The organism is Bdellovibrio sp. NC01 (assembly GCF_006874625.1).
GTDB lineage: Bacteria > Bdellovibrionota > Bdellovibrionia > Bdellovibrionales > Bdellovibrionaceae > Bdellovibrio.
The window spans coordinates 2,945,837-2,967,725 of sequence record NZ_CP030034.1 but is presented as its reverse complement, the minus strand read 5'-3'; the positions used below and the strand labels follow the sequence as shown (position 1 = coordinate 2,967,725).

The following is a 21,889-nucleotide window of genomic DNA, read 5'->3' as shown; positions in this document are numbered from 1 at the left end:
TACGATAAAGAAATGTCATTGGGCCGATTGAAGTATTCACATAAGATTTTCTTGGCTATTTTCGCGACCGCGGTTGGCGCAGTTCTGATTGTCTGCGGAACCTTATTCGGAATTTCCTATAAGTACCGTTTCGATGAATTCCGGGATTCCTATGAAGATCACATGGGATTACTTGGAACGGCCTTAGAAAGAGTTGAAGAGTCGCAAGCACAGCTGTCATTGAGCGCAGGATACGCTGTTCGCGAGATGTTGCAAAAAGGCCCATTAACAAACCACCAACTGCAAGACATCGCTAAAGCCCACAACGTCGGTTTGATTGCGATTTTTAATGCCAAAGGTTTGGCAGTTCAATCTTCAGGCTTTCTTCCAACGATCAATATTTTTTCAGACTGCTCCGAGGTCGCAAAATTATTAACAGGCGAAATTGAAAGAAGTGAAACGCCACTTTTGCCAAGCAGTGATGGCACGATCTCGCGCCACATGATGATTGCAACGGCAGACCGCAAACAAGTTATTCAAGTCAGCACGCAGTTTAAAGAGGTGACTCATTTATTGGGCGAGATGGCTCAACATGATGAAGACAATGAGTATATTGAACTCTTTGGTCCTGATCATACCAGCCTTGGCCAGTTACATCGCGAAGGCTTGCCTGACGTCAATGAGCTTGCTCCTTATGGTTCTAAAAAAGATGGATCGTACAAAGCGCCGTCAAAATTGATGGTGGTATCGTCAAGTAATGCACGCACGATCAATTGGTGCTCTGAAAAATATAAAGATGCCCATTATCGCTTGGTGACTCAGGTTTCAACAAAGTCGTTTGATGCGGAAATTCGCCGCGAGCTTTTAGTTTTAATCGGCATGAGCATTCTGTTGATTATCTTTGCTTACTTCCTTGCACGCGCCTTGACGACTCGCTTGCTATATAAACTTCAATCCATCCGTAAAGTCGTTTCGGAAATTACGCACGATCAGGATTATTCTCGTCGTGTCGAGATTTCGACAACAAGTGCGGATGAAATTGACGAACTGGGTGGCAAGTTCAACGACATGTTTGAAGCGATGCAAGTTCATCAAAAGCAAATGTTGGAAGCTGAACGAGATAAAGCGAAATCACAAATCGCGGCTCAAGTAGCTCACGATATCCGCAGCCCGTTGATGAGCATGAGTATGGCGGTGAATCAAATCCAAACCGAACAACAAGATGCCCTGGCGATTCTGCGCAGTGCGATCCAACGTGTTGCCGGAATTGCGAAAAAACTTTCAAGCAGTTCGAAAGAAAAGCAGGAAGAAACAAACGCCGTCGAAATGCCGAAGCTGACATTGCTTGAGCCTGTGGTTGCCAGTGTCGTGAATGAACATCGTATTAAAAACACCGCGAACAACATTGAATTGAAGGGCTTAAGCTTACTGCCGAAAATTTGGACTGTGATTCAAGTGGTTGAATTACAGACGGCCTTATCTAATATGCTGAATAATGCGTTTGAAGCAGGTGCAACACACGTCACTTTGGAAGTTGGACAAGTCGGCAAAAAAGCGCGCATCTCGTTGCAAGATAATGGCAAAGGTATGACTTCAGAAGTGTCCGCAAAAATCTTTGAGCGGGGAGCGAGCTTCGACAAGGCCACGGGCACGGGCTTAGGTTTATACCAAGCAAAGGCCGCGATCGAATGGAGTGGTGGCGAGATCGAGGTGCAATCGGCACCTGGCCAAGGCACGACGTTCGTGATCACTCTGCCGGCAGAGAAAAAACCGACGTGGTTGCCTGAATCCATTGAAATTGATGCAGACACACAGGTTTATATCGTGGATGATGATACAGGTATCTTGAAGTCTTGGAAGGATAAGACCGCGGGAATGGCCAATGTTCATTTTGCATCAAGCAGCCAAGAGCTTGCCCAAATGCAGAATCTGAAATCATGGCCAAGTAACGCGATTCTGATTATCGATCAAAACTTGATGGATGAAAAAGGTCTTGAGCTTATCGCAAGTCTGCACATCGGAAGAAGAGCCTATCTGTGCACTTCGGAATTCGATGAAAAAGTTATTCAAGATAAAGTTAAAAGCGTCAATGCATGGTTGTTACCTAAACCAAGCATTCAGGGAATTGAAATTAAAGTAAGGAACAGCTAATGCGTATTCTTATCGTTGATGACGAAACACTAGTTAGAAAAACTATGCAGGCGCAAATTTCAGCGCCGCACACTGTGACTTTGGCTGATTCATATGAAGAGGCTATTGAAGTTTTGGATCGTCAAATGATCGACCTGGTGTTCACAGATCTTTCTTTAGACGATGGCCCTGAACGTCTTGGTATTAAACTTATCAAAGAAATCGCCAAAGAGTATCCAACGACAGTTGTTATCGCAATGACCGGCCATGATGAAAACCACTTGGTGGAAGAGTGTTTGAAATCAGGCGCTTCGGATTATTTGCTTAAACCTTTCGATGAAAAAACGCTGGCACAAGTGTTAAGAAAAGCGCCGGTGGTGCATCGTTTGCTTCGCAAGAACCAATCATTGAAGGTTGCAGCCGGTTCAAAACTTGTTCAGCACAGACATCTGTACACAAAATCTCCAGCCTTCCAAGCCGTTCTTGAAACCGCTAAAAAAATCAGAGGCACCAATCACTCGATTCTTATTCGCGGCGAAAGCGGTTCGGGTAAAGAGATTATGGCGCAATATCTGTGGAGCTTGGAAAACGACAGCTCTCGTCCGTTCATTGCCGTGAATTGTGCAGCGATTCCCGCGCAATTGGCTGAATCCGAATTGTTCGGTCATAAAAAAGGTTCATTCACAGGGGCAACAGACGCACGCCAAGGTAAATTTGAAAGTGCCGATGGTGGTGATTTGTTCTTGGATGAATTGGCAACTTTAAGCACGGATATTCAAACAAAACTTCTTCGTGCACTCAGCAGTGGTGATATTTATCCAGTCGGTTCTGATGTCGGCAAAAAAGTAAATTGCCGTGTTATCGCGGCGACAAATGAAAACTTAGAAGAGATGATCCGTGAAAAGAAGTTCAGAGAAGATCTATTCTTCCGCATTAAAAACTTCACGATCACTTTGCCACCTTTGCGTGAACGTAAAGAAGACATCTTGGATTTGGCGAATGAATTTATCCGTGCCAACAATTACCGCGATAAATCTCTGTCGAAATCGGCGGAAGCTCTGTTGTTAAGTTATTCTTGGCCTGGCAATATTCGTGAATTGAAATCGGCGATTGATGTCGCCTGTGTTCTGTCAGACGGATCTGAAATTGAAGCGAGCGATATTACTCCGCACCTAGTGCAGTCAGCGCCGGTCTATGATCAGGTTCTTGCGAACAACTCTATCACAGAAATTGATGAAAGAGCGCTTGAAGGAAACTTCAAACACTTGGTCGCTGAGTTTGAATTAAAGTTGATCGACTTTGCGATGCAAAAGAAGGGTTCGGAATCATCAGCAGCCAAATACCTTGGCATTCCACGCAGCACATTAGGTGACTTGCGCAGAAAGCTTCAAGGCTTAAAAAAATAATTTATTGAATCGGCACCAGAATTTCAGTGAGTAGCTGATCTTCTGGGGTCTCGGTCGGATCATTCAGATAATTTTCAATACAGAAATCTGGTCTTAGTTCAAAGTGCTCTTTTTCAAGAACTTCCATGACGGTGTGAAATGCATGGTTGATTTCTGTGTAAGGGCCTTTCAAAACAAAGCGCGCAAATTTCCCGCCGGGAATTTTTCGATAAGTCGTGCCTTTGGGAATAATCATCGGCTTTTCCACGACTTCATAGCCCGCTTGATAAATCATCAACTCATCGCCCTTGTTGTCTTTTTGAATGTTACTAAGAGCAACGCAGCCTTGAATTTTGCTTTTCTCAATGTGGCCATTTGTTAGCGGAAAAAATTCTCGCCACGAAGCGGGAGCTGTCTCTTTGAAGTCTCCTTGCTTTTCGATGTAGATAAAATCCTTTTCCGAACGGTTGATCACTTCAGGTTTCATCGTCAAGCTCATATAAACCTCTCTGATTAAATGCTACGAGCTTGGCAATACACGGTAAATCGAAATATAGTAGACCTATGACACAAAACGAAGTCTTGTTTCCTTTACTTGGTGGAGTCCTGATCGGTTTAGCTGTGACCTTCATGCTTCTGTTCAACGGTCGAGTGACTGGTATTAGCGGCATTATCGCGGGTTCATTGAATGCCTCGGTCGAAGATCTGTGGTGGAGACTGACATTTATCACAGGACTTATCGTTGGCGGATTGGTTTTGCGTTACACCATTCCTGATGTGTTCACCAATACTTCAGGGCGCGACATCGGGACGATCGCACTGGCGGGATTGCTTGTGGGCTTCGGAACCGTGATGGGTGGTGGTTGTACCAGTGGTCACGGTGTTTGCGGGATCAGTCGTTTTTCTCCGCGTTCAATTGTCGCAACGGTGGTCTTTATTTTATTCGGTGTTGTTTCAGTGATGCTGTATCAATTTATAATGGGAGCTGTCGGATGAAAACTCGTGTGCAACAAGCGTTGGTCGCATTGTTTGTGGGATTTGTCTTTTCGCTCGGTCTTGGTATTGCGGGAATGACAAAACCACAAAATGTTATTGGCTTCCTGAATCCTTTATTTTGGAATCCGTCATTGATCTTTGTGATGGTCGGAGCGATTGCCGTGCACGCGATTTCGTATCCATTAATTCGTAAGAAAAAATCGCCGCTCTTTGATGTGAAGTTTCATGTGCCTGAAAGAAAAGACATCACATCAAGACTAGTCATCGGTGCCATCATTTTCGGAATTGGCTGGGGCCTTGGAGGGTTCTGTCCAGGCCCAGCGCTGACAAGTATCGCTTCCGGAGATCTGCGTGTATTTGTCTTCGTGGCAGCGATGATTGTCGGAATGACGTTGTTTATTTCTTTGGAAAAATATTTGCCGTTTAAGAAGTAAGCGTTCTATTTAGAACGCTTTGCTTTTTTCACAGTGGCATTTTTTAAAAGCTGATTCCAGACGGCTTTAGCGACGGGTCCCAACGGTTTCGTGCGCAAACGCATCACATGCAGATCCAAGGTGAAGGCTTTAATTTGTTCATCATCGATGATCACAAGCAGATCTTTTTTGATATCTTTATCGACTTCATTCAAAGGCAAGCGGCCCCAGCCGAAACCATTGATGATCATTTTGTGTTTTAATGAGTGATCCGTCACAAAACATTTTTTTGAATCGCTCAGGACGCCTCTGGAATCTTTTTTCAACAAAGCGCTCTTATCGCCATTCTGTAAAACGACGACCTGAGGGACTTTCTTTAAGGCCTTGGCAGTAAGTGTCGGCAAGTTTTTCGCTAACGACTTAGCGATCACCGGCACCATTTGAATTCTATCGAAAGGCACGCTTTCAATTTCATCACTCGTTGCTGAAAAAGGCGCAATAGCAAAGTCTGCTTCGCCAGAAATGAGGGAATCAACGCCACCATTCATGATTTCTGAGCGAAATGTCACTTCGGTCGGGTGCTGACTTAAAATTGTTTCTTGGAAGACCCCTTCAATAGCTTCAAAGCGCGCCAATGGATCAAGGACGATTGTTAAATAAGGCTCCACTTTTTTAGTGCCCAATTCCTGACCGACCGTGCGCAATTCACGGAATGAACTCAAAGTTTGTTTGGCCCAGTTATAAAAGACCAAACCTTCGGCAGTCAGTTTCGGGCGGTACTCTTCGCGATTGAAAAGTTGGAGATCAAATTCTTCTTCAAGCTTCTTGATCGCGACACTGAGGCTGGGTTGGGTTTTATACAGGTGCTCGGCAGCGGCTTTAAAGCTGCCTTTTTCTACGATCATCTCAAGTGTCTCTAATTGGTCTATTGTCATTCGCAAGCCTCGGAAACTATATAAATGGAATTTATCGAGATAATAGAAACATAGTAATTTTATTGCAAGCTCTTTTCGCCGATAATTAACTTCAAGAGGGAGGCCGTATGTTTGGCAATAAGAAGTTACCTCGTCGCAAATTTCTAATAGGCGCGTTGACATCCATGGTGGGTGTCATTAGCGGAGCAGCGACAATGAAGTCCCTCAGAAAGGAAAAGGGTATGTTAGTAGTAAGAAAATCAAATGATAGAGGATTGGCAGAGCATGGCTGGTTGAAATCACGTCATACTTTTTCTTTCGCTGAATATTACGATCCACAATTCATGGGCTTTGGACCACTGCGTGTGATCAATGAAGACCGTATTGCACCAAGCACGGGTTTCGATACGCATCCTCACAGCAATATGGAAATCATCTCCTACGTTATTTCAGGAGGTCTTCGTCACAGAGACTCGATGGGTAACGTGGCAGTGATTAAACCAGGCGAAGTTCAACGTATGAGCGCGGGAACGGGTGTGGCTCACTCGGAATATAATGACGAAGACAGTAAAGAGACTCACTTCTTTCAAATTTGGATTACTCCGAATGAACGCGGTGTGAAACCTGGCTATGGTCAGAAAAATTTCGAGAAAGAATTGAACTCGCAAAAAATAGTTCATGTCATTTCTCCCGATGGAAAAGACGGTACGATCGGTATTCATCAGAATGCTGATATGTATATCTCTCGATTGAAAAAGTCAGAAGACTTGAGCTTCAAACTTGCTGAAGGACGTAAACTTTGGATTCAGCTTGTGAAAGGTTCTGTGCAAATCAATGGTGAAAGCCTGCAAACAGGGGATGCGATCGCAGCCACTGACATTGGTACGGCTGAAATTAAAGCCAGTGATGATTCTGAAATGATTCTATTCGACCTTCCTTAACTTTGGTGGGCTGCCGAGACTTCGGCAGCCTCCCGAACCCCCGACAAAGCCCTTGCCGTGAACTCGGCAGGACCAGCTTCAGATCGAAATAACGCGTTTTAAAATGAGAAATCGTTGGCACCGCCTGTGCTTTTAAGAATGTCATCAGATCAACAACGAAGTTGATCAAAACATTTTTAAAAGGAGATTTCTATGAAAACGCAATACCAAAACACAATCGGTTTGATTCCTGCGACACCAATCGGAATCAACAATCTGCAAAACATGGTTGCACTTCAAGGCTTGAACTTGCGCGATCATGCACGCTTTCTACAAAATGTCGTGACTGAATTTTTCCCTCACACCTACGGTATGAAGGCTTTGGATCTTGCCGGAGGTAGCGGTGTTTCTGCTGTCACTTTGGCAGAGATGGGTTTTGAAGTCGCTGCGTATGACCTGTACAGAAATTCCATTTCAGTTGTGCAAAAGATCGCGCTTGAACAAAAAATGAATATTTCATTCGCGATGGGTGGAATTCTTCGCCTGGAACAAGTGGCGCAACAATTCGATTTAATCCATGACTGCGAGTGCTTAACTAACACTCCGATGCCAGAAGATCGCATGCGCTTGTTAAAAGCAATGCACGACTCATTGGCTGTGGATGGTAAGATCGTTTTAAAAACGACTATCTTAACTGAAATGTATGATCCTGAAGACAGCTTTGAGTCTGTGCACTTAGATCCAAATTTTATCTTGTGGCGCCAAACTCCACATTGCGATGTTGCAGGTGTGGTGGATAAAAATGGTAAATCATGGACGGCACAAAAACGTATCGCTCCACGCGAAATCATTCGCCAAGAATTGGTTGCTGCTGGATTTGTGATCCTTCATGAAGAAGTCGACAGTCCTGTAGGCAATGCGCCTGCAACTATGAAAGTTGTTTTAGCTAGCGGTTTGAACCGCTAGCTTCTTCTTTTCACAGAAAGTGAATGTGATATGAAAGATCTAAAATTACCAATTCTAGCTTTAATGATGTGCATTCTTTCTGCTTGTACCGGCGGAGGTGGTGGTACAAGCACAAACGAAACGCACACCATTTATGTTTTAAACAATGGTGATGAATCGATCTCTCAATATCAGAGTGTCGGCGGAGTGATCACACCAATGATCACGGCAAAACAACCTACTGGATCGTATCCGGTTGCAATGGTGCTGACGCCATCAGGAAAATCAGCGTATGTCGCGAATGCAGGGGACGACACTATTTCTCAATACGCGATTGGCAGTGATGGTGAGCTTGTGCCCATTAATTTGCCGGTAGTGACGGGATCATTTCCGCAGGCACTCGTCGTTTCACCGAATGGCCAATATCTTTATTCGGTGAATAAGCAAGATGACAATGTCACTCGTTATGAAATTGCGACTGATGGCAGTTTAACGAATTTGGGAAATATCGGTGGATTGAATTTTCCAATTAATATGACTTTTAATACAACAGGAAGTTACGCGTATATTGTCAATGCCGGAGACGACAGCATTGCACAATTCGCAGTCGCCACGGACGGCACATTGACTTCGCTTTCTCCAGCAACCGTTGCGGCATCCGCATGCCCCACAGGTCCTTTAGGTACGGCCAAAACAAATGGCGGCGAGTTCATCTTCACGGTCAGTTGCATGACGGATCAAGTTGAAGTTTTTAAAATTGGAAGTGACGGAACTTTGACGTCACAACAGACAATTGCAACAGGAGTTCGCCCGACAAGTATTAAAGTGCAAGGTTCCTATGTCTATGTGACGAATTCCAATGATGCGTCGGTATCCATGTATGCATTAGCGAATGATGGAACTTTGACGGATTTGACTCCAGGAACAACTCTTGTCGGTGAATTTCCAGAATCCATCGCAACCAAAGGAAACATGGCATTCGTTGTCGATGGAATGTCGTTGTTAATTCCGCTTACGATCTCAAATGATGGTTCGCTGATTCAACAGGCCACAGGCCAGACAACTGGCTTAGGACCAATTCAAGTATTGGTGAAATAAATAAAATCAAAGTCTGTATCCGGTCTTGTTTTCTAAAATCACCCGCGCATGCTTGAGTTATGGGGAGGCGGTTATGCCTAAGAAAACAACTCGCTTAATAATCCTCGGAAGTATCTATCTGGTTCTTGGCGTCTTGGCATTGATATTTACACCGGCGTCGACACTGTTTGCGGTGATGGCCTTGGCGGCAATTTTATTTGTCGCGGGTATTTCGCAAATCGTTTATGGCATTCAAGGGCGTAAGCACGGACAGCTATGGTCGCATATGACTCTGGGAGTACTAAGCGTCGTCTGCGGGATATTGATTGCGCGAAATCCTATCGCCAATACTTTAGGGCTTACTTTGATAGTGGGCTTCTTGCTGTTAGCAAGTGGTATTGCGAAAGTGGTGGGCTCATTTATCGAAGGTACTACGGGCTGGGGCTATTATGCTTTTAATGGTGTGATCTCGGTGTTCTTAGCAAGCATTATCTTGTACACCTTCCCGGCATCGGCATTCTGGACAATCGGAACTTTTGTTGGCGTCGACTTGGTATTTGGTGGTTTAAGTCTGATTGGTTTGGGATTCGCTCTTCGTAATGAACACAAAGAGCTTATGCAAGATATGAGCTTCGCGAAGTCGATGAAACCCATCTCTTACGATGAAATCGAATATCACTATTTCCAAGCACAAGGCAAAGACTGGGAAAGCACTCGCAACAGCGATAAAACTTCAACACCTTTGCACTAGCTTAAAGTTCGCTTGTGGGAACGAAGATAGACAGAAACCCTGCCTTGAAGCGTTTCCACCAGCTTGTTTCCGGTTCATTATCGTAAATAATATTTCTTCCGTCTTCGCTATCAGTCCAGCGAATATCACCGGCTTCATTTAGGCTTAACTTATAAGCAGTTTCAGGAAGCTTTGTAATAAACTGAGTCGCAAAATCCGTCGCCAACTCTGGGCTGTGAACGACAACGCCCATTTCACTGTTTAACTCCAACGAGCGCGGATCTAAATTCATAGAGCCGACAAAAATATTCTTACGATCAAAGACGAAGACTTTGCCATGCAACCCTGATTGCGCCGAGCTTGAACCAATATGGTGTGCGGTCTTCATTTCCTTCGGGATCGAGGGCTTTAATTCATACAGATGCACGCCATCTTTCAATAATGATTTACGTGAATCCTTATAACCTGAAAACACAACGGACTGATCGCTTGAGGCTAACGAGTTCGTTAATACCATTGCCTGCACGCCACGCTCTTGCAACTCTTTAAAGAATTTAAGACCGCTATCACGAGGCACAAAGTACGGCGACACTAAGATAAGTTCCTTTTGTGTGTTGCGAATGTAGGGTGCCAGTTGAAAGCGCAAAGTTGTTTTTTGTTCGTCTGGCTTTTGGTGAAACTTTTCCGGTGGATCGAAATGGACTTCATACTTAGCCCAGTAAGGCGTTAGATCTTTATCCAGCAACTGACCTTTTAAGGCTGTACGCAAAGTGCCCGCATATTGCGATTGCTCGGATTCTGAAAAAGCGTTGAAGGCCTTGATTTTTAAATCAGCAAGATCTTTTTCTGTGGGCTTAAAGTCAGGATTTAAACTTTCAATGGGATAAACGATATTGCTATTCCAATAGGTATCAAACTCCTTCGACAGATCTTGCGCCACGGAACCCATGGCCCATAAATCAAAATCGCCAAAATTGATTTCGTCACTCGCCCAGAAGTACTCGTTGCCGATATTTCTGCCACCCACGACGGCGATCTGATTGTCGGCAATAAAAACTTTATTGTGCATACGTTGATTGATATCGGAATAGCGTGTGAAATCCAGCCAGCGCGCAGTGCGATTAGCAAAAGGATTTACCATACGAATTTCGATGTTAGGATGGGAACTGAGAATCGTTAAAGTCTTTTGATATTGGCCCTGATTTAAATCGTCTAACAGAATGCGCACACGCACGCCACGGTCTGCCGCCAGCAAAACGTAATACATCATCGTGTGTCCCGTCAGATCGTTCGCCCAAATGTAGTATTGTAAATCTAAAGTTTTATCAGCTAAGTGCGCAGAACGAATACGAGCCAGCAAGGCATCTTGGCCAGTCACTAACGGAATGAAAGCGGAATCACCAGGATGCGCATCAGGATTTAAACGTTGAGCAAAGTCATGAGCGATGCGTGTATTGGGATCTGGTGGCAACGCGTAAGAGACGGGGCGATCAGGATTTTTTGGCAGTGAAGAACAGCCAGTACTTGCACAGCAAATTAATACGCACGCCAATAATAATCTCATAGTTTAATTATCGACGAGCGCTTTCTTTACTCACAATATGTTTACTGACAAATCTTAGTAATTAGAAATCTCGATCAAGTTCCAATCAGGATCGCGAATGTAGACCGAATTGATTTTACCGATAGCACCCGTGCGCTCGACAGGGCCTTCTTCGATTTTTACATTGCACTTACGAAGCCAGATGATGACTTCATTGATTGGCGTTTCAGTGATAAGACACAAATCGATAGAGCCCGGAGTCGGGCGCTGTGCCTTCGGTTCAAACTCATGACCTTTTTGATGAAGATTGAATTTTTGATTTCCAAACATCAGCGCCGTGCGACCTTGTTTGAAAGTTTCTTCGCGCATGCCAAGAACTTTGGTGTAGAAGGCAACGGTGTTGGGAATGTTTTCGACAGTAAGGACAATGTGATCAATTCGTGCGATGAAGTTTTCCATGGGGCACTCCTTAGTTATAATCTTGCTCTTATAACGAAGAACTGGAAAGGTCTAACGCACATAAAAAAGGGCATGAATTGCTTCATGCCCTGACCCCTTCTAGTAGTACCAACCCTTTTTCACATTCAAAACCTTGCCATCTTTTGTGCTCAAAAGAATGTAAGATTGTTGTGAAGGAGTTGAGTCACGACCATCTTTTGAAATACTAAAGCTTGATACACTGATACTGATCTTTGGTTGCAAAGTTTCAGAAGCATCGAATGTTTGCACATAGAATGTTCCGACGTAATCTTTGCCACCAGCCGCTTGAATGTATAAAGACTTCGCCGCTTCAAACGCTTCTTGATAAAGAAGTGCCATCGCGCTTTCGTCAAAGCCCATCGGGAAGCGTGCGTCTGTGCCATCTTGATGTCTGATCATCTGAGCAGAAACAGAAAACATCCCTTCAAACGAATCAATGGCGCCATTGAGCACTTTAAATTGTACAGCCGTTGACGGCCAATCAGCACGACCGACTTTCAAATATGCGGTGTAAATTTGCGCCGCTGGGTTTGAAAGTTGTTTGCCATGATAAAGGATTTTAGAAACTTCAATTTGCCCAGGGACGATATATCCTTGGCTACGATCTGCGTAGTCACGATAAGCATTTACTAACGCATTTGCCAAAGGACCTTGGGTTGCAACTTCTTGGGCTGCTGACGCAGTTAAAGAACCAAATACTAAACTTAGAACGATCATCAAATTTTTCATAATATAATTCTCCAAAATAAAAGTGTCAGTGAAGGCTTAAGTGAAAGGCGGGGGTTAGCCGCAATCTCTTTGGCCGATACCTTGAGTGGAAATCACTTCACAAGTCATTTTGCCGTTTTTATCTTTTTTAAGTTTGGTCTCTATTTGGATGCCGTCCAAGCATTCTTCATTCACGCTGTATTCGTAATTGTAAATGCCAGTGAAGCCTTCGTTGGCTTGGATTTCATTGCCGTCTTTATCAACGATCGTCACGTCACCTAATGAAGCTTCTTTGTCTTCTTTATGAGTTTCTTTTTCTGCGGCCTTTGCAGCAACAGCTTCGCAGAGGTCGTTCATTTGTCTGTATGTCATGCCCGAAGTTGCTGAACACTGCATAGGAATGCTCGCGATAAGTTCTTTCGTGTTAACGTCCTGCAAACGAACTTCAGCATTGCCGTTCCCAGAAACAGGGATCGCAAGGCCAACAATGTATTGCTCGTCTTTTTGTTGAATTTGGAAGTAAGCGTAGCTATTTTGCACGGCACCTGGCTTAAAGGTTTTAGTGCCCGGCCAGTTACGAATGACGTTGCCGCCGTTTTTAGTAACAGTAAACGCAAGTTGATAGATAGAGCCATCAGCGGCAGGGCCTTCACCCGTGACATCGACGAACAAAGGACGTTTTGCATCCGTTTTACCAGAGCATTTAAGGTCGCCGGCTTGGGCTTGGACTCCTGAAATCAGCGCCGCAAGGGCTAGAACAGTCGCTTTCATAAAATCTCCTAAAAGGGGTGGGGTTTTGTATGCGAGGACTTATAGGCGGGATTTCAAAAGAAGAGTAATGAATAGAAATACATATATTATACAGGAAATGCATATATTAAATATGACATTCCTTCTAGCCAGTAGGACATAAGTAAAATAGGATGAGCCTGGCTAACCTCATAGGTAGGAACATATGAAATACAGAATTAGTGATATTCAAAATTTCGTAGAAACCAGTTCGTGCACGACGATCATTCAAGCGGCGAAAAAGCTTGAAATCAGTCAGCCGGCCTTATCGGAAAGCTTAAAGCGCTTGGAAAGCGATCTGAGGTATGTGCTGTTTTACCGCTCTCGTACGGGGATTCAGTTAACTCCTTCTGGAAAAGTGTTCTTACGTAAGGCGCAGTCCTTGATGCAATCAATTCAAGATCTGGAAGTTGCAACCGGCGACCAAAGCGTCTTTGCCGGTCGTATGATTACAATTGGCGCGCACATGACCGTTGCCCAGTACTCGATTCCGGCGGCGATAGCGCATCTTAAAGAAAAAGCTCCCGATTATAAGATTGAGATTCGTCACGATCTTTCCCGTAACATTCAAGCCGAGATCCAACGCGGTAACATCGATATCGGTATCGTTATTAACGCCACAGAAGTTCCCGATTTGATTATTCAAAAACTCGCGGTGGATACTGTGGGCGTCTGGGGTCCAAAGAGCAATGAAGAGTTCGATACGATCATCTGCAATCCCAACTTATTCCAAACACAATCGATTCTGAAAAAGTGGTCGAACAAACCGCAACGAATTATCACGACGGACAGTCTTGAACTGATTTGCAAAATGATGGATGAAAAGATTGGCTATGGCATCGTTCCCGAAAGAGCGGTGAAGCTTTCAGGTTTTAATCTTCGTCAGCACACATCTTTGCCAACATTTAAAGACAGCATTTGCTTGGTCTATCGCCCTGAGTTCGGAAAAACTCCTGCAGAAAAACTAACGATTGAAGCTTTGAAACTTGCAGTGAAGTCATAAGGCTGCAATGTCGTCGTTATTTTGAAGGGTGTTTGTTAAGACTATGCTTAATATAGATTAACGAGTCTGTATTGCCGCGAAGGGCTTTGCGGAAGCTTGCTTCAATTTTAGGAAGCGCATTCTTGTGATTTTTATTGATGGCAAAATAGAGTGGTAAATCCACGAACGACTTTTTACTGACCAGCAAAGACTTCTCGAGATTTTTATCCGACGTAAGAAAGCTGTGAATAAATTCTTGCGGCATGATCACATAGTCAACGCGACCGGCTTGTAACATCTTAAGTAGATCGACGTATTCGTTGTTGATCTCGATAATATTCAATTTGCGTTTCTGTCCTTCGGCTTTCAGTGCAAAGTTATTTAAGACAATTGCCCCTTGGAATTTTTTAAGCTGTGATTCGATAAAAGTCGAATTCTTTTTCAAAGCGACAACTTTAAAAGTAGTGAAGGCAATCGGGAAGCTCGTGTTAATCAGATTTTTTGCTTCGGGAAAGTCTTGCGCGCTTCGAATTGGTAAAGCGTCGATTTCGCCATTATCAACCATTGTGGGTCCGCGTTTGCGTGGCGCTTCCGTCAGTTTCACTTCATAACCGGCATCTTTGACGACGCCAGAAATAAAGTCGATCGACTCTTTGTAAGCGGGGATGTGTTCGTATCCTGGAGTCACGTAAAGCGATAATGTCTCTTTCGCCATTGCAGAAGCAGCGGCGGTCATGAAGACACTAACGACAAGTAAAAGACGTTTCAGAAGAATCATGCGATAACTTCAACTTTGTCCTCTTCAGTCGTCGCCGTCAAATCCTTCCATACAGAATCTTTGTGTGGCAAGAAATAGCTATTATTGCTGTGGCATCCATCACGATATGCTGGAATTGTCATTAACACTTCGTGGAATTTTCTTAAGTTATAAAACGGCACTGATGGATAAAGGTGATGCACCAAATGCAGATTCACGTTGTGAGGTGCAAAAATCCACGCTTCAATCGGTCCGCACAAAACATCACGCGAGCCTTTCAATTCATTCACGCGCGAAAGACCATAATGTTCGCTGATATTTCTCAAACGCAGCAATGCCGGCAATACCCAGAACAACGGAAGCATCCAGTACATCAAGTACAGTTTCCATCCGCCAAAGACTGTCAGAGCAACGGCAAGCAGAATATAAAATGCCAAACGTCCATGCTTGGTTTGGTCCGTATCTTTTTTTACCGCCTGTTTAATTTCTGCATCCATCGTATAGCGGGCAGCGCGTTTTAGATTCGCGATCATGCCGAAGCCCAAGAAATCCATCGCGAAAATTTTAAGAAGTTTTTTAGCAGACATTGGGAATTGATAATCCCACAAATCTTTTTGATAGATCACATCTGGATCTTGGGGCGCATTTGTATATTGGTGATGTTGCAGATGACTTAAACGATATAACTCCAGTTGCACGAACAGTGGCCATGACGCCAGAAGGTTTGTCATCCACACATTGGCTTTACGATTTGTCAGAATGCGATAGTGGGCCGCATCGTGGGAAAGGATCGCGATCGCATGTTGGCGAGTCCCGATGAATAACACGGCTAAAAGATAAAGTGCTGGGCTAAAGAATTTTTCCGAAATTACGATCGTTGCTAAGATCAGAATCCAATCAAGTGCGAAGGCGCCGACACTTTTACGCTGATCTAAGACCGACAGTTCACGCAAGTTTTTGCGCACAACTTCTTTTTGGTCAGCTGTGAGTAGTTTTTCAAAACTCTGAGACATAGCAAGATCCTTGGTTAATGCGAAAAATTATTGCAACCGTAATGCCCGGAATTTCAGTGGTCATAAGGATTTAAATGCTCCTCGTAGGGGGATGATTGGCCATTAATTTGACAGGGGCGAAAAAGAGCAACTGAAAGGCAGTTGACAACAAGGTATGCTGCCATTATCTTGCAACCATTCGTTAGGGAGTAATCGTTCAGCACGTACCCACTTCGGTTTACCGGAGTCAACGCAGCTGAAGCTTTGGTCGACATACTGGCACTCGTAAGAGGTAAAGCCCGGCCAATTCGCGAGATCCATATCTTGTTGATGAGACTGACACTGGTAAAGCAATTTGCCGTGCATTCTCATATCGTATCGAATGAATTCACGGCGCAAAATTTAGGAGTTTTTGAAGATGGCAATGTTTATCGAAGTGCTCATCATGGGTTTGATTTTGTGCGCGGATTCTTTTTCAGCAGCGATTGCAATGGGCAGTCGTCCGTTCACGCGCAAAGACGCAATTAAGTTCGGTCTATCGTCAGGGGGCGCTGAAGCTATTGCAACATTTGTTGGTTACTGGGCGGGTGCGAACGTTATCAGTCTTATTTCTTCAATCGATCACTGGGTTGCATTCGGTTTGCTTGCAATTGTTGCGATTCACATGGCGATCGAAGGCATTCAAGAATTGCGCGGTCACGGCGGTGATGAAGCAGAAGAAAAGGTAGAGTTCCATTCCTTCGCAAAAGTTTTGTTGGTTTCTTTTGCAACAAGTCTTGATGCCTTTGGTGTTGGTGTGAGCTTAGGTATCGCACACAAACCGATTACGCCATTTATCATTTCAATCGGTCTGTGGGCGTTTGCTGCAACGATCGTAGGTTTGTATCTTTCAAGAAAGCTTTCAGACAAGTTCGGTCCAATTTTCACTCTGATTGCAGCAGGTGTATTGGGTTACATGTCGATCCAAATGCTTTCGATTTAGTTTTATCTAAAGTTCGACCAGAACTTTGAAACCACCATAGGACATGCGCATCGGATTGAACGGCATGTTCTTTGGGTCTCCCATCTCTTTTGCTAAGCGCGGATCGTTCATCACTTTTTTATTGATTCTGTTGCGATCCGCTTTCGACTTGTAAGTAATCCATGAAAAGACAACGACTTCATTGGGCTTCGTCTTTGCCAATTTGGGAAAGGGAATTCCGGCCATGACCTTAGGGTCTTCGCTGATGCATTCCACGTAATTAAGAGCCCCGTGTTCGCGCCAAATCTTGCCAGCCTTTTTTGCGATAGCTTTGTATTGAGTCAATTTACTTTTTGGAAGTGGAATAACGAAGCCATCGACATAAGCCATAAGAATACTCCTTTGTGTTTGTTTCATTTTTGAAGAGCGCCTTCATTTTGACAACCCTTTTTGGGCAAAGACATCGTTCGCTGAAGAGATGCATTTTGTCACAAGTCTGCTTGCGTAGTTCGATTTTAAAACTCTTTGGCGCAGAATGAATTTCTATTGACCAAGGAGTTCAGGATGCTTTCACTTTTTTTAACTCTGTCACTGGCTCACGCTGCTGATAAAGCTCCACCTTCGATGACGTTAGAGCATGCAAAGAAAATGATGAGCGCCGCCGAAGCTTACGCCAAGGGTAAAAAGGTTCCTTGTTCCATCGCGGTTGCGGACGACACGGGGTATCCGGTAATGATGGAAAAAATGGATAATGTCATGATGGCTAGTACGTCGCTCGCGCCCGAGAAAGCGAAAACGGCTGTGATCTTTAAAAAGAACACGGCAGATATTGAAAAAATGATTAATGACGGGCGCACGGCGATGGTGACTGCAGGAAATTGGACGCTCATGCAGGGTGGACTTGTGATCTTGCACGACGGGAAAGTGATTGGGGCCATTGCTGCCAGTTGTGACGTAAAAGATCAGGACATTCCAGTTGCTCAGGCGGGGCTGGATGCATTTAAACCCTAGTCGGGACAGTATTTTTGGCTCTGGGTGCCAATAATCTGTGAATGAACAAGATCTTGATTGACCGGAATGCAACTGCCGATAGTCTTATGTCTTGATGAAGACTAAGATCAAATCTGTAAAACATTTATCAAAAACGGATATTGCGGTGATGTACGAAATCATGCAGCAGTATTACGATAAAGTGACGCACGAAAGTTTCGTCGCCGATTTGATGGAAAAGCAAAAAGTGATTTTGCTTTTCGGTACAGATGCGCAGATCAAAGGATTCTCTACGATCCTTGAGCGTGCGATGAACATCGACGGTAAAAAAGTTGTCGCTTTATACAGCGGTGACACCGTATTAAGTCGCGAACATTGGGGTAACGGGGCTTTAGCAATGGCGTTTGGTCGTTATTTGACGAACGTAAAACTTCGCAATCCTTTTACTTCAGTTTACTGGTTTTTGATTTCTAAGGGTTATAAGACCTATCTGTTGATGACCAACAACTTTCCTGAACATTTCCCGCGCTATGAAGTAGCGACTCCGGTGTCGCATTTAAATATCATGAATGCTTTTTACGAAGAGCGTTTCGGTAAAAAATATTCTGCGGCGGAAGGTTTGATTCGTTTCGAAAATAATACCAGCGCGCACTTAAAAGATTTCGTCGCAGAAATCACGGAAGAGTGCCGCCAAAATCCACGTATCGCTTTTTTTGAAAAAAGAAATCCTGATTGGAAAGAAGGCGTGGAGCTTGCCTGTGTGGCCAAGGTCTCTTTATGGGTGCCACTACGCTATGTTTTAAAAAGAATTAGAAAGGCTTTTATCAAGGATGGAAAAGGGCTTGAGACAGTTTATCATAAGCAATAACGATTCTGCTTATCGATGGCGTCAATTTAAAAATCAAAGTCTTCCGTCTGTTTTTGCATCGGCAAGAGTCGATAGCCTTACGCCTTTTTCTAACACCCCTTTTTATTCTGCACTTAGCGAAGAACAAAAAAATGCCTTCTATAAAGCCTTCATCCAATTTAATGCCGAAGCTTTGATTTTGTTAGAGCTTGTTTTGTACGAAGGTGTTCGTTCCTTGATCACACAAAGACAAGACGCTACGTTGATCGAGGCTTCGCGCAAACTGATGCAAGAAGAAAAAGATCACTCCAAAGCCTTCATTCGTTTTTTACAAAACGATTGTCCAGGCTTTGCATCAACAAGTTATCTGCTTCGTCACAATAAGAAATTTAAAAATAGTTTTTTGTGGCTAGCGCGCACTTACCCTGTCGCGTTGGCTTTACCTGCCGCGAAGGTAGAGGCTTATACCGTTTTTTATGGCAAGGCTTTGCAGAATGCTTTCAGTGATAATGTGAATTCTTGGAGTCAGCTTAACGTTCTGCACTTGATGGATGAAAGCCTGCATATCGGTTATGAATTCGATATGTACGAGTTAGAACTCAGTCAACTTAAAGGACTTAAGAAAGTTTTGGCATTGGCTTCAACACTGGCTTGTATTTTCTATTTGCAGATTTGTTTCTTGATCGGTTGTTCGCGCATGGTGAAGGCCGTCTTGCATACAACGTCTTTCATGGAAACGACAAGATGGACTTTGCGTTTAGGTGGTTGGATATTGCGTGAATTTGCGCCGTATCGTCAAACCAGAAGCTTTATTAAAAATCAATTTCAATCCAGGAAGCCGTCCTTCGGGAATCTTTTTGGTTTCATGTATAAATAGGCAGCGACGATGTTGAAGGAAGATTTCAAAGCCACAGTGGTGAAGTATCATGCTTATAAAAGCAATACGACGTTAGCTATTTGGACGCTTTCGCGTGTGATTGCTTTGACTGCTATGTCTGTGGTGTTGTCACTTTCTTCAATGACGCTGGTATGGCTAGTGGGGCAGTGTTTGTTTGCGATCGCCGTGTTGCAGTGGTTCGTGTTACTTCACGATTTTGGGCACAATGTGTTTTTCAAGTCGGGAACTGCAAACTGGATTTGGGGGCATGTGGCTTCCATTTTCTGTTTGGTGCCGTTTACTCCGTGGAAATTCATTCATGCGCAACATCACACCTGGACGGGGTGGCAAGATAAAGATCCAACAATGGAATCAACTCTTCCACAGAATGGGAATAATTCACGTCGTAAAGTTGCGCGCTTTGCTTGGCGTTGGTGGATTCCAGTTTTAGCGATTTCTTTTTCAGTTAAGAACTTTTGGAATATGCCGCGACTGTTTCGATTATTTCCTCGCACAAAAGAACGCTGGCAGTTCGTATTTAGTTTTTTGGTTATGCAGCTGACCTTCTGGGTGATCTTTCCGCACACGCCACATATCTGGAAGATTTGGACTGTAGGATATTTATTGTTCTTAGTTATCGCGGATCCATTGTTGATCAGTCAGCACAGCCACGTTCCCCAAAAGATCGCGGGCAGTGAAGAAGTGCGTCCCGTGCCGGTGTATGAGCAAGATCAGTTCACGCGCACATTGTTTTTCCCACCGTTTGTATCGAAGTATATTCTATTAAGCTTCGATGCCCATGGTCCGCACCATATTTGGCCAAAAATTCCGTGTTATTTCCTACCGATGGTGAAAGTGCGCTCTGCCAATGATGCCGATTGGTATTCATGGTTGAAAGAGGCAAAAGCGCTGCCAGCAGATCAAATTTTATTTTCTAATCGCGAGGAAACTGGATGGAATATTTAAGCATACATGCGCTGACTCAAGCGATTTTATTTTTATTCGCACTTTATCACTTTGCAGTAGGTATTCCTTCGGTCTTGTCGACATCAGTGATTCGTAAGATTGCTTTGAAACTTTATGCTTTGGAATTGCCGCAGGAGTTGGACCCTCGCTACGAGTACAATCTGAAACCTTTAGGCTTTTACGCGATTTCAATTGCTTTGATGTGCACTCTTGAACTTTTTCAAAAAGATCCCGTTCATCGTGCCGCATTTATGGCGATATTATCGGCATTATTAGTGTTCCGTGCGTTGGGACGTTTTTTCTATCGTGATTTGGTGGAAAAAGCTTTTGCGATCACGTGGTCGCGCAGTCGTATGAATGTTATTTTTAATCTGACTCTTGCTTTCATCATGGGGGGGCTTGCATATGCCACATATTAAACTTGATAACCAATTTCCTGGCATCGTGGGCTTGATGGAGTATCGCCCAGAAACAGGAAGAGCCTTGCGTGGACTTGCACATGCATTGTTGGTGGAAGATTCTTCACTGTCGCGTGCAGAGCGCGAATTGATCGCAAGTTACGTATCATGGTTGAATGAATGTCAGTTCTGCTGTCGTTCCCATTCTGCAGTTGCATCAGCTTTGTTGGATGGCGATAAGTCTATCGTGGAACAAGTAAAGCGTGATTATAAAACAGCTGATATCTCTGATAAAATGAAAGCACTTTTAGAAATCGCAGGACAAGTTCAGAAGAAAGCTTTAGGTGTTTCACCAGAAATGATGGCGAAAGCTCGCGCGGCGGGTGCTTCAGACGCCTGCATTCATGATGCGGTTTTGGTGGCATCAGCCTTTTGTATGTTCAATCGTTATGTGGATGGTCTAGCGACTTTTGCTCCCGCAGAAGAACATGCCTATGACATGATGGCGGTTCGTCTTAAAAATGAAGGCTACTTGAAGGTTTAATGCGCTATTTTTGGTCACTCATCTCTTCAGATAACGGAAAATTGTTGATCGGTCGCAAGCCGCATCTTTTTGCCGTTTTTTACTCTGTGGACCAGACTCATACCGTTGAGCGCAAGTTCTGTATTTCGTGGCTTCCCGATGTCGGCGATTACACATTGTTTGGTGGGCCCGTGAAAGGTCGTAACTGGGGACTAAGAGAGACATTATTGGCTACACCCAAGGACGCATTACCGGTGACAGTGTGGGGACCGGTTGAGGTCTCACAAAGGTTTTTTGACAGAGCATGGGTTTTAAAAAACGAACTCGATGTAAATCGATATCAGTATAAGGTGCTTGATTGGACCGCAAAAAACTGTCGTAATTGCACAAGTGTCCTTGCAGAGTTGGATGCCGACAGAAAGTTTCCAGTGGGAACGAAGTCAGGTCGGATCGCAGGTCGCGCGATGTGGGCTTTTTATCAAAAGCATTATCGAACGCCTGAAGCCGTGCATGCTATTGAAGATTATTTTGAAGAGTTTAAAGAATTTAAGCATTGGGAAAAAGTTTAAAAAATTATGAGGGGGATT

General features: G+C 44.0%; 26 protein-coding genes. 17 read left to right on the top strand and 9 right to left on the bottom strand.

The features are described 5' to 3' along the window. Window positions 1-12 precede the first annotated feature (12 nt). Both DOE51_RS14165 and DOE51_RS14160 read left to right on the top strand, forming a co-directional pair. Window positions 13-2,130 carry a HAMP domain-containing sensor histidine kinase gene (locus tag DOE51_RS14165; protein ID WP_142697203.1) on the top strand — a complete coding sequence of 706 codons (2,118 nt, stop codon included), beginning with the start codon at window positions 13-15 and terminating at the stop codon, window positions 2,128-2,130. Continuing rightward, entirely contained in the window at window positions 2,130-3,515 is a 1,386-nt protein-coding gene (locus DOE51_RS14160; RefSeq protein ID WP_142697202.1) for a sigma-54 dependent transcriptional regulator, read from the top strand. Before DOE51_RS14165 ends, DOE51_RS14160 begins: the two co-directional genes overlap by 1 nt. A gap of 1 nt (window position 3,516) precedes the next feature. Here the strand turns inward: DOE51_RS14160 and DOE51_RS14155 are convergent, their stop codons facing one another. Further along, a complete protein-coding gene (locus tag DOE51_RS14155) occupies window positions 3,517-3,993 on the bottom strand; it encodes a GyrI-like domain-containing protein (protein ID WP_142697201.1) in 477 nt (158 codons plus the stop codon). 65 nt (window positions 3,994-4,058) lie between these two features. Here DOE51_RS14155 and DOE51_RS14150 point away from each other — a divergent pair, with 65 nt between their 5' ends. Together DOE51_RS14150 and DOE51_RS14145 are read left to right on the top strand one after the other, a co-directional pair. After that, the gene (locus DOE51_RS14150) at window positions 4,059-4,490 is read left to right on the top strand and encodes a YeeE/YedE family protein (RefSeq protein WP_142697200.1); all 432 of its coding nucleotides are present in this window, start codon (window positions 4,059-4,061) and stop codon (window positions 4,488-4,490) included. Further along, entirely contained in the window at window positions 4,487-4,924 is a 438-nt protein-coding gene (locus DOE51_RS14145; protein ID WP_142697199.1) for a DUF6691 family protein, read from the top strand. Before DOE51_RS14150 ends, DOE51_RS14145 begins: the two co-directional genes overlap by 4 nt. A gap of 5 nt (window positions 4,925-4,929) precedes the next feature. Here the strand turns inward: DOE51_RS14145 and DOE51_RS14140 are convergent, their stop codons facing one another. Next, window positions 4,930-5,838, bottom strand: coding sequence for a LysR family transcriptional regulator (locus DOE51_RS14140; RefSeq protein WP_168196459.1), 909 nt, complete (start codon window positions 5,836-5,838; stop codon window positions 4,930-4,932). 221 nt (window positions 5,839-6,059) lie between these two features. On the opposite strand from DOE51_RS14140, the gene DOE51_RS14135 reads away from it, so the two are divergent. From DOE51_RS14135 to DOE51_RS14120, 4 genes are all read left to right on the top strand, one after another. After that, window positions 6,060-6,758, top strand: coding sequence for a pirin family protein (locus DOE51_RS14135; RefSeq protein ID WP_142697197.1), 699 nt, complete (start codon window positions 6,060-6,062; stop codon window positions 6,756-6,758). Window positions 6,759-6,950: 192 nt separating this feature from the next. After that, window positions 6,951-7,703: a bifunctional 2-polyprenyl-6-hydroxyphenol methylase/3-demethylubiquinol 3-O-methyltransferase UbiG gene (locus DOE51_RS14130; RefSeq protein WP_142697196.1), complete on the top strand. Its 753-nt coding sequence runs from the start codon at window positions 6,951-6,953 to the stop codon at window positions 7,701-7,703. Between the two features lie 30 nt (window positions 7,704-7,733). Continuing rightward, on the top strand, window positions 7,734-8,780 hold the full coding sequence (locus DOE51_RS14125) for a beta-propeller fold lactonase family protein (RefSeq protein ID WP_142697195.1): 1,047 nt from the start codon (window positions 7,734-7,736) through the stop codon (window positions 8,778-8,780). Window positions 8,781-8,853: 73 nt separating this feature from the next. Then, on the top strand, window positions 8,854-9,510 hold the full coding sequence (locus DOE51_RS14120; protein WP_142697194.1) for an HdeD family acid-resistance protein: 657 nt from the start codon (window positions 8,854-8,856) through the stop codon (window positions 9,508-9,510). A gap of 1 nt (window position 9,511) precedes the next feature. Here the strand turns inward: DOE51_RS14120 and DOE51_RS14115 are convergent, their stop codons facing one another. The 4 genes from DOE51_RS14115 to DOE51_RS14100 all read right to left on the bottom strand — a co-directional run bounded on the left by DOE51_RS14115 (window position 9,512) and on the right by DOE51_RS14100 (window position 12,991). Further along, a complete protein-coding gene (locus DOE51_RS14115) occupies window positions 9,512-11,053 on the bottom strand; it encodes a phospholipase D family protein (RefSeq protein WP_142697193.1) in 1,542 nt (513 codons plus the stop codon). Window positions 11,054-11,107: 54 nt separating this feature from the next. Next, entirely contained in the window at window positions 11,108-11,491 is a 384-nt protein-coding gene (locus DOE51_RS14110) for a VOC family protein (protein ID WP_142697192.1), read from the bottom strand. Between the two features lie 99 nt (window positions 11,492-11,590). Beyond that, window positions 11,591-12,241: a hypothetical protein gene (locus tag DOE51_RS14105; RefSeq protein WP_142697191.1), complete on the bottom strand. Its 651-nt coding sequence runs from the start codon at window positions 12,239-12,241 to the stop codon at window positions 11,591-11,593. Window positions 12,242-12,295: 54 nt separating this feature from the next. Further along, entirely contained in the window at window positions 12,296-12,991 is a 696-nt protein-coding gene (locus DOE51_RS14100) for a hypothetical protein (protein WP_142697190.1), read from the bottom strand. Between the two features lie 184 nt (window positions 12,992-13,175). Between DOE51_RS14100 and DOE51_RS14095 the strand changes: the two genes are divergently transcribed. Then, window positions 13,176-14,012 (top strand): LysR family transcriptional regulator, encoded by an 837-nt coding sequence (locus tag DOE51_RS14095; protein WP_142697189.1) that lies wholly within the window; start codon window positions 13,176-13,178, stop codon window positions 14,010-14,012. Between the two features lie 16 nt (window positions 14,013-14,028). Here DOE51_RS14095 and DOE51_RS14090 read toward each other — a convergent pair whose 3' ends face one another. Together DOE51_RS14090 and DOE51_RS14085 are read right to left on the bottom strand one after the other, a co-directional pair. After that, a complete protein-coding gene (locus DOE51_RS14090; RefSeq protein WP_142697188.1) occupies window positions 14,029-14,769 on the bottom strand; it encodes an ABC transporter substrate-binding protein in 741 nt (246 codons plus the stop codon). Next, window positions 14,766-15,761 (bottom strand): fatty acid desaturase family protein, encoded by a 996-nt coding sequence (locus DOE51_RS14085; protein ID WP_142697187.1) that lies wholly within the window; start codon window positions 15,759-15,761, stop codon window positions 14,766-14,768. Before DOE51_RS14085 ends, DOE51_RS14090 begins: the two co-directional genes overlap by 4 nt. A 397-nt stretch (window positions 15,762-16,158) precedes the next feature. Between DOE51_RS14085 and DOE51_RS14080 the strand changes: the two genes are divergently transcribed. Next, window positions 16,159-16,722 carry a manganese efflux pump gene (locus tag DOE51_RS14080; protein ID WP_142697186.1) on the top strand — a complete coding sequence of 188 codons (564 nt, stop codon included), beginning with the start codon at window positions 16,159-16,161 and terminating at the stop codon, window positions 16,720-16,722. Window positions 16,723-16,728: 6 nt separating this feature from the next. Here DOE51_RS14080 and DOE51_RS14075 read toward each other — a convergent pair whose 3' ends face one another. Beyond that, complete coding sequence (locus DOE51_RS14075; RefSeq protein WP_142697185.1) at window positions 16,729-17,091, bottom strand: DUF1428 domain-containing protein; 363 nt, start codon at window positions 17,089-17,091, stop codon at window positions 16,729-16,731. Between the two features lie 174 nt (window positions 17,092-17,265). Here DOE51_RS14075 and DOE51_RS14070 point away from each other — a divergent pair, with 174 nt between their 5' ends. The 7 genes from DOE51_RS14070 to DOE51_RS14040 all read left to right on the top strand — a co-directional run bounded on the left by DOE51_RS14070 (window position 17,266) and on the right by DOE51_RS14040 (window position 21,871). Next, complete coding sequence (locus DOE51_RS14070) at window positions 17,266-17,712, top strand: heme-binding protein (protein WP_142697184.1); 447 nt, start codon at window positions 17,266-17,268, stop codon at window positions 17,710-17,712. 94 nt (window positions 17,713-17,806) lie between these two features. Continuing rightward, window positions 17,807-18,559 carry a hypothetical protein gene (locus tag DOE51_RS14065; RefSeq protein WP_142697183.1) on the top strand — a complete coding sequence of 251 codons (753 nt, stop codon included), beginning with the start codon at window positions 17,807-17,809 and terminating at the stop codon, window positions 18,557-18,559. Next, window positions 18,534-19,415 (top strand): hypothetical protein, encoded by an 882-nt coding sequence (locus DOE51_RS14060; protein ID WP_142697182.1) that lies wholly within the window; start codon window positions 18,534-18,536, stop codon window positions 19,413-19,415. The genes DOE51_RS14065 and DOE51_RS14060 overlap by 26 nt, the downstream gene beginning before the upstream one ends. A 9-nt stretch (window positions 19,416-19,424) precedes the next feature. Then, entirely contained in the window at window positions 19,425-20,381 is a 957-nt protein-coding gene (locus tag DOE51_RS14055) for a fatty acid desaturase (protein WP_142697181.1), read from the top strand. Then, window positions 20,369-20,800, top strand: a complete 432-nt coding sequence (locus DOE51_RS14050) for a hypothetical protein (protein ID WP_142697180.1) — start codon at window positions 20,369-20,371, stop codon at window positions 20,798-20,800. The genes DOE51_RS14055 and DOE51_RS14050 overlap by 13 nt, the downstream gene beginning before the upstream one ends. Continuing rightward, window positions 20,787-21,323 (top strand): carboxymuconolactone decarboxylase family protein, encoded by a 537-nt coding sequence (locus tag DOE51_RS14045; protein ID WP_142697179.1) that lies wholly within the window; start codon window positions 20,787-20,789, stop codon window positions 21,321-21,323. The genes DOE51_RS14050 and DOE51_RS14045 overlap by 14 nt, the downstream gene beginning before the upstream one ends. Next, on the top strand, window positions 21,323-21,871 hold the full coding sequence (locus DOE51_RS14040) for a hypothetical protein (RefSeq protein WP_142697178.1): 549 nt from the start codon (window positions 21,323-21,325) through the stop codon (window positions 21,869-21,871). The genes DOE51_RS14045 and DOE51_RS14040 overlap by 1 nt, the downstream gene beginning before the upstream one ends. Window positions 21,872-21,889: the final 18 nt, after the last annotated feature.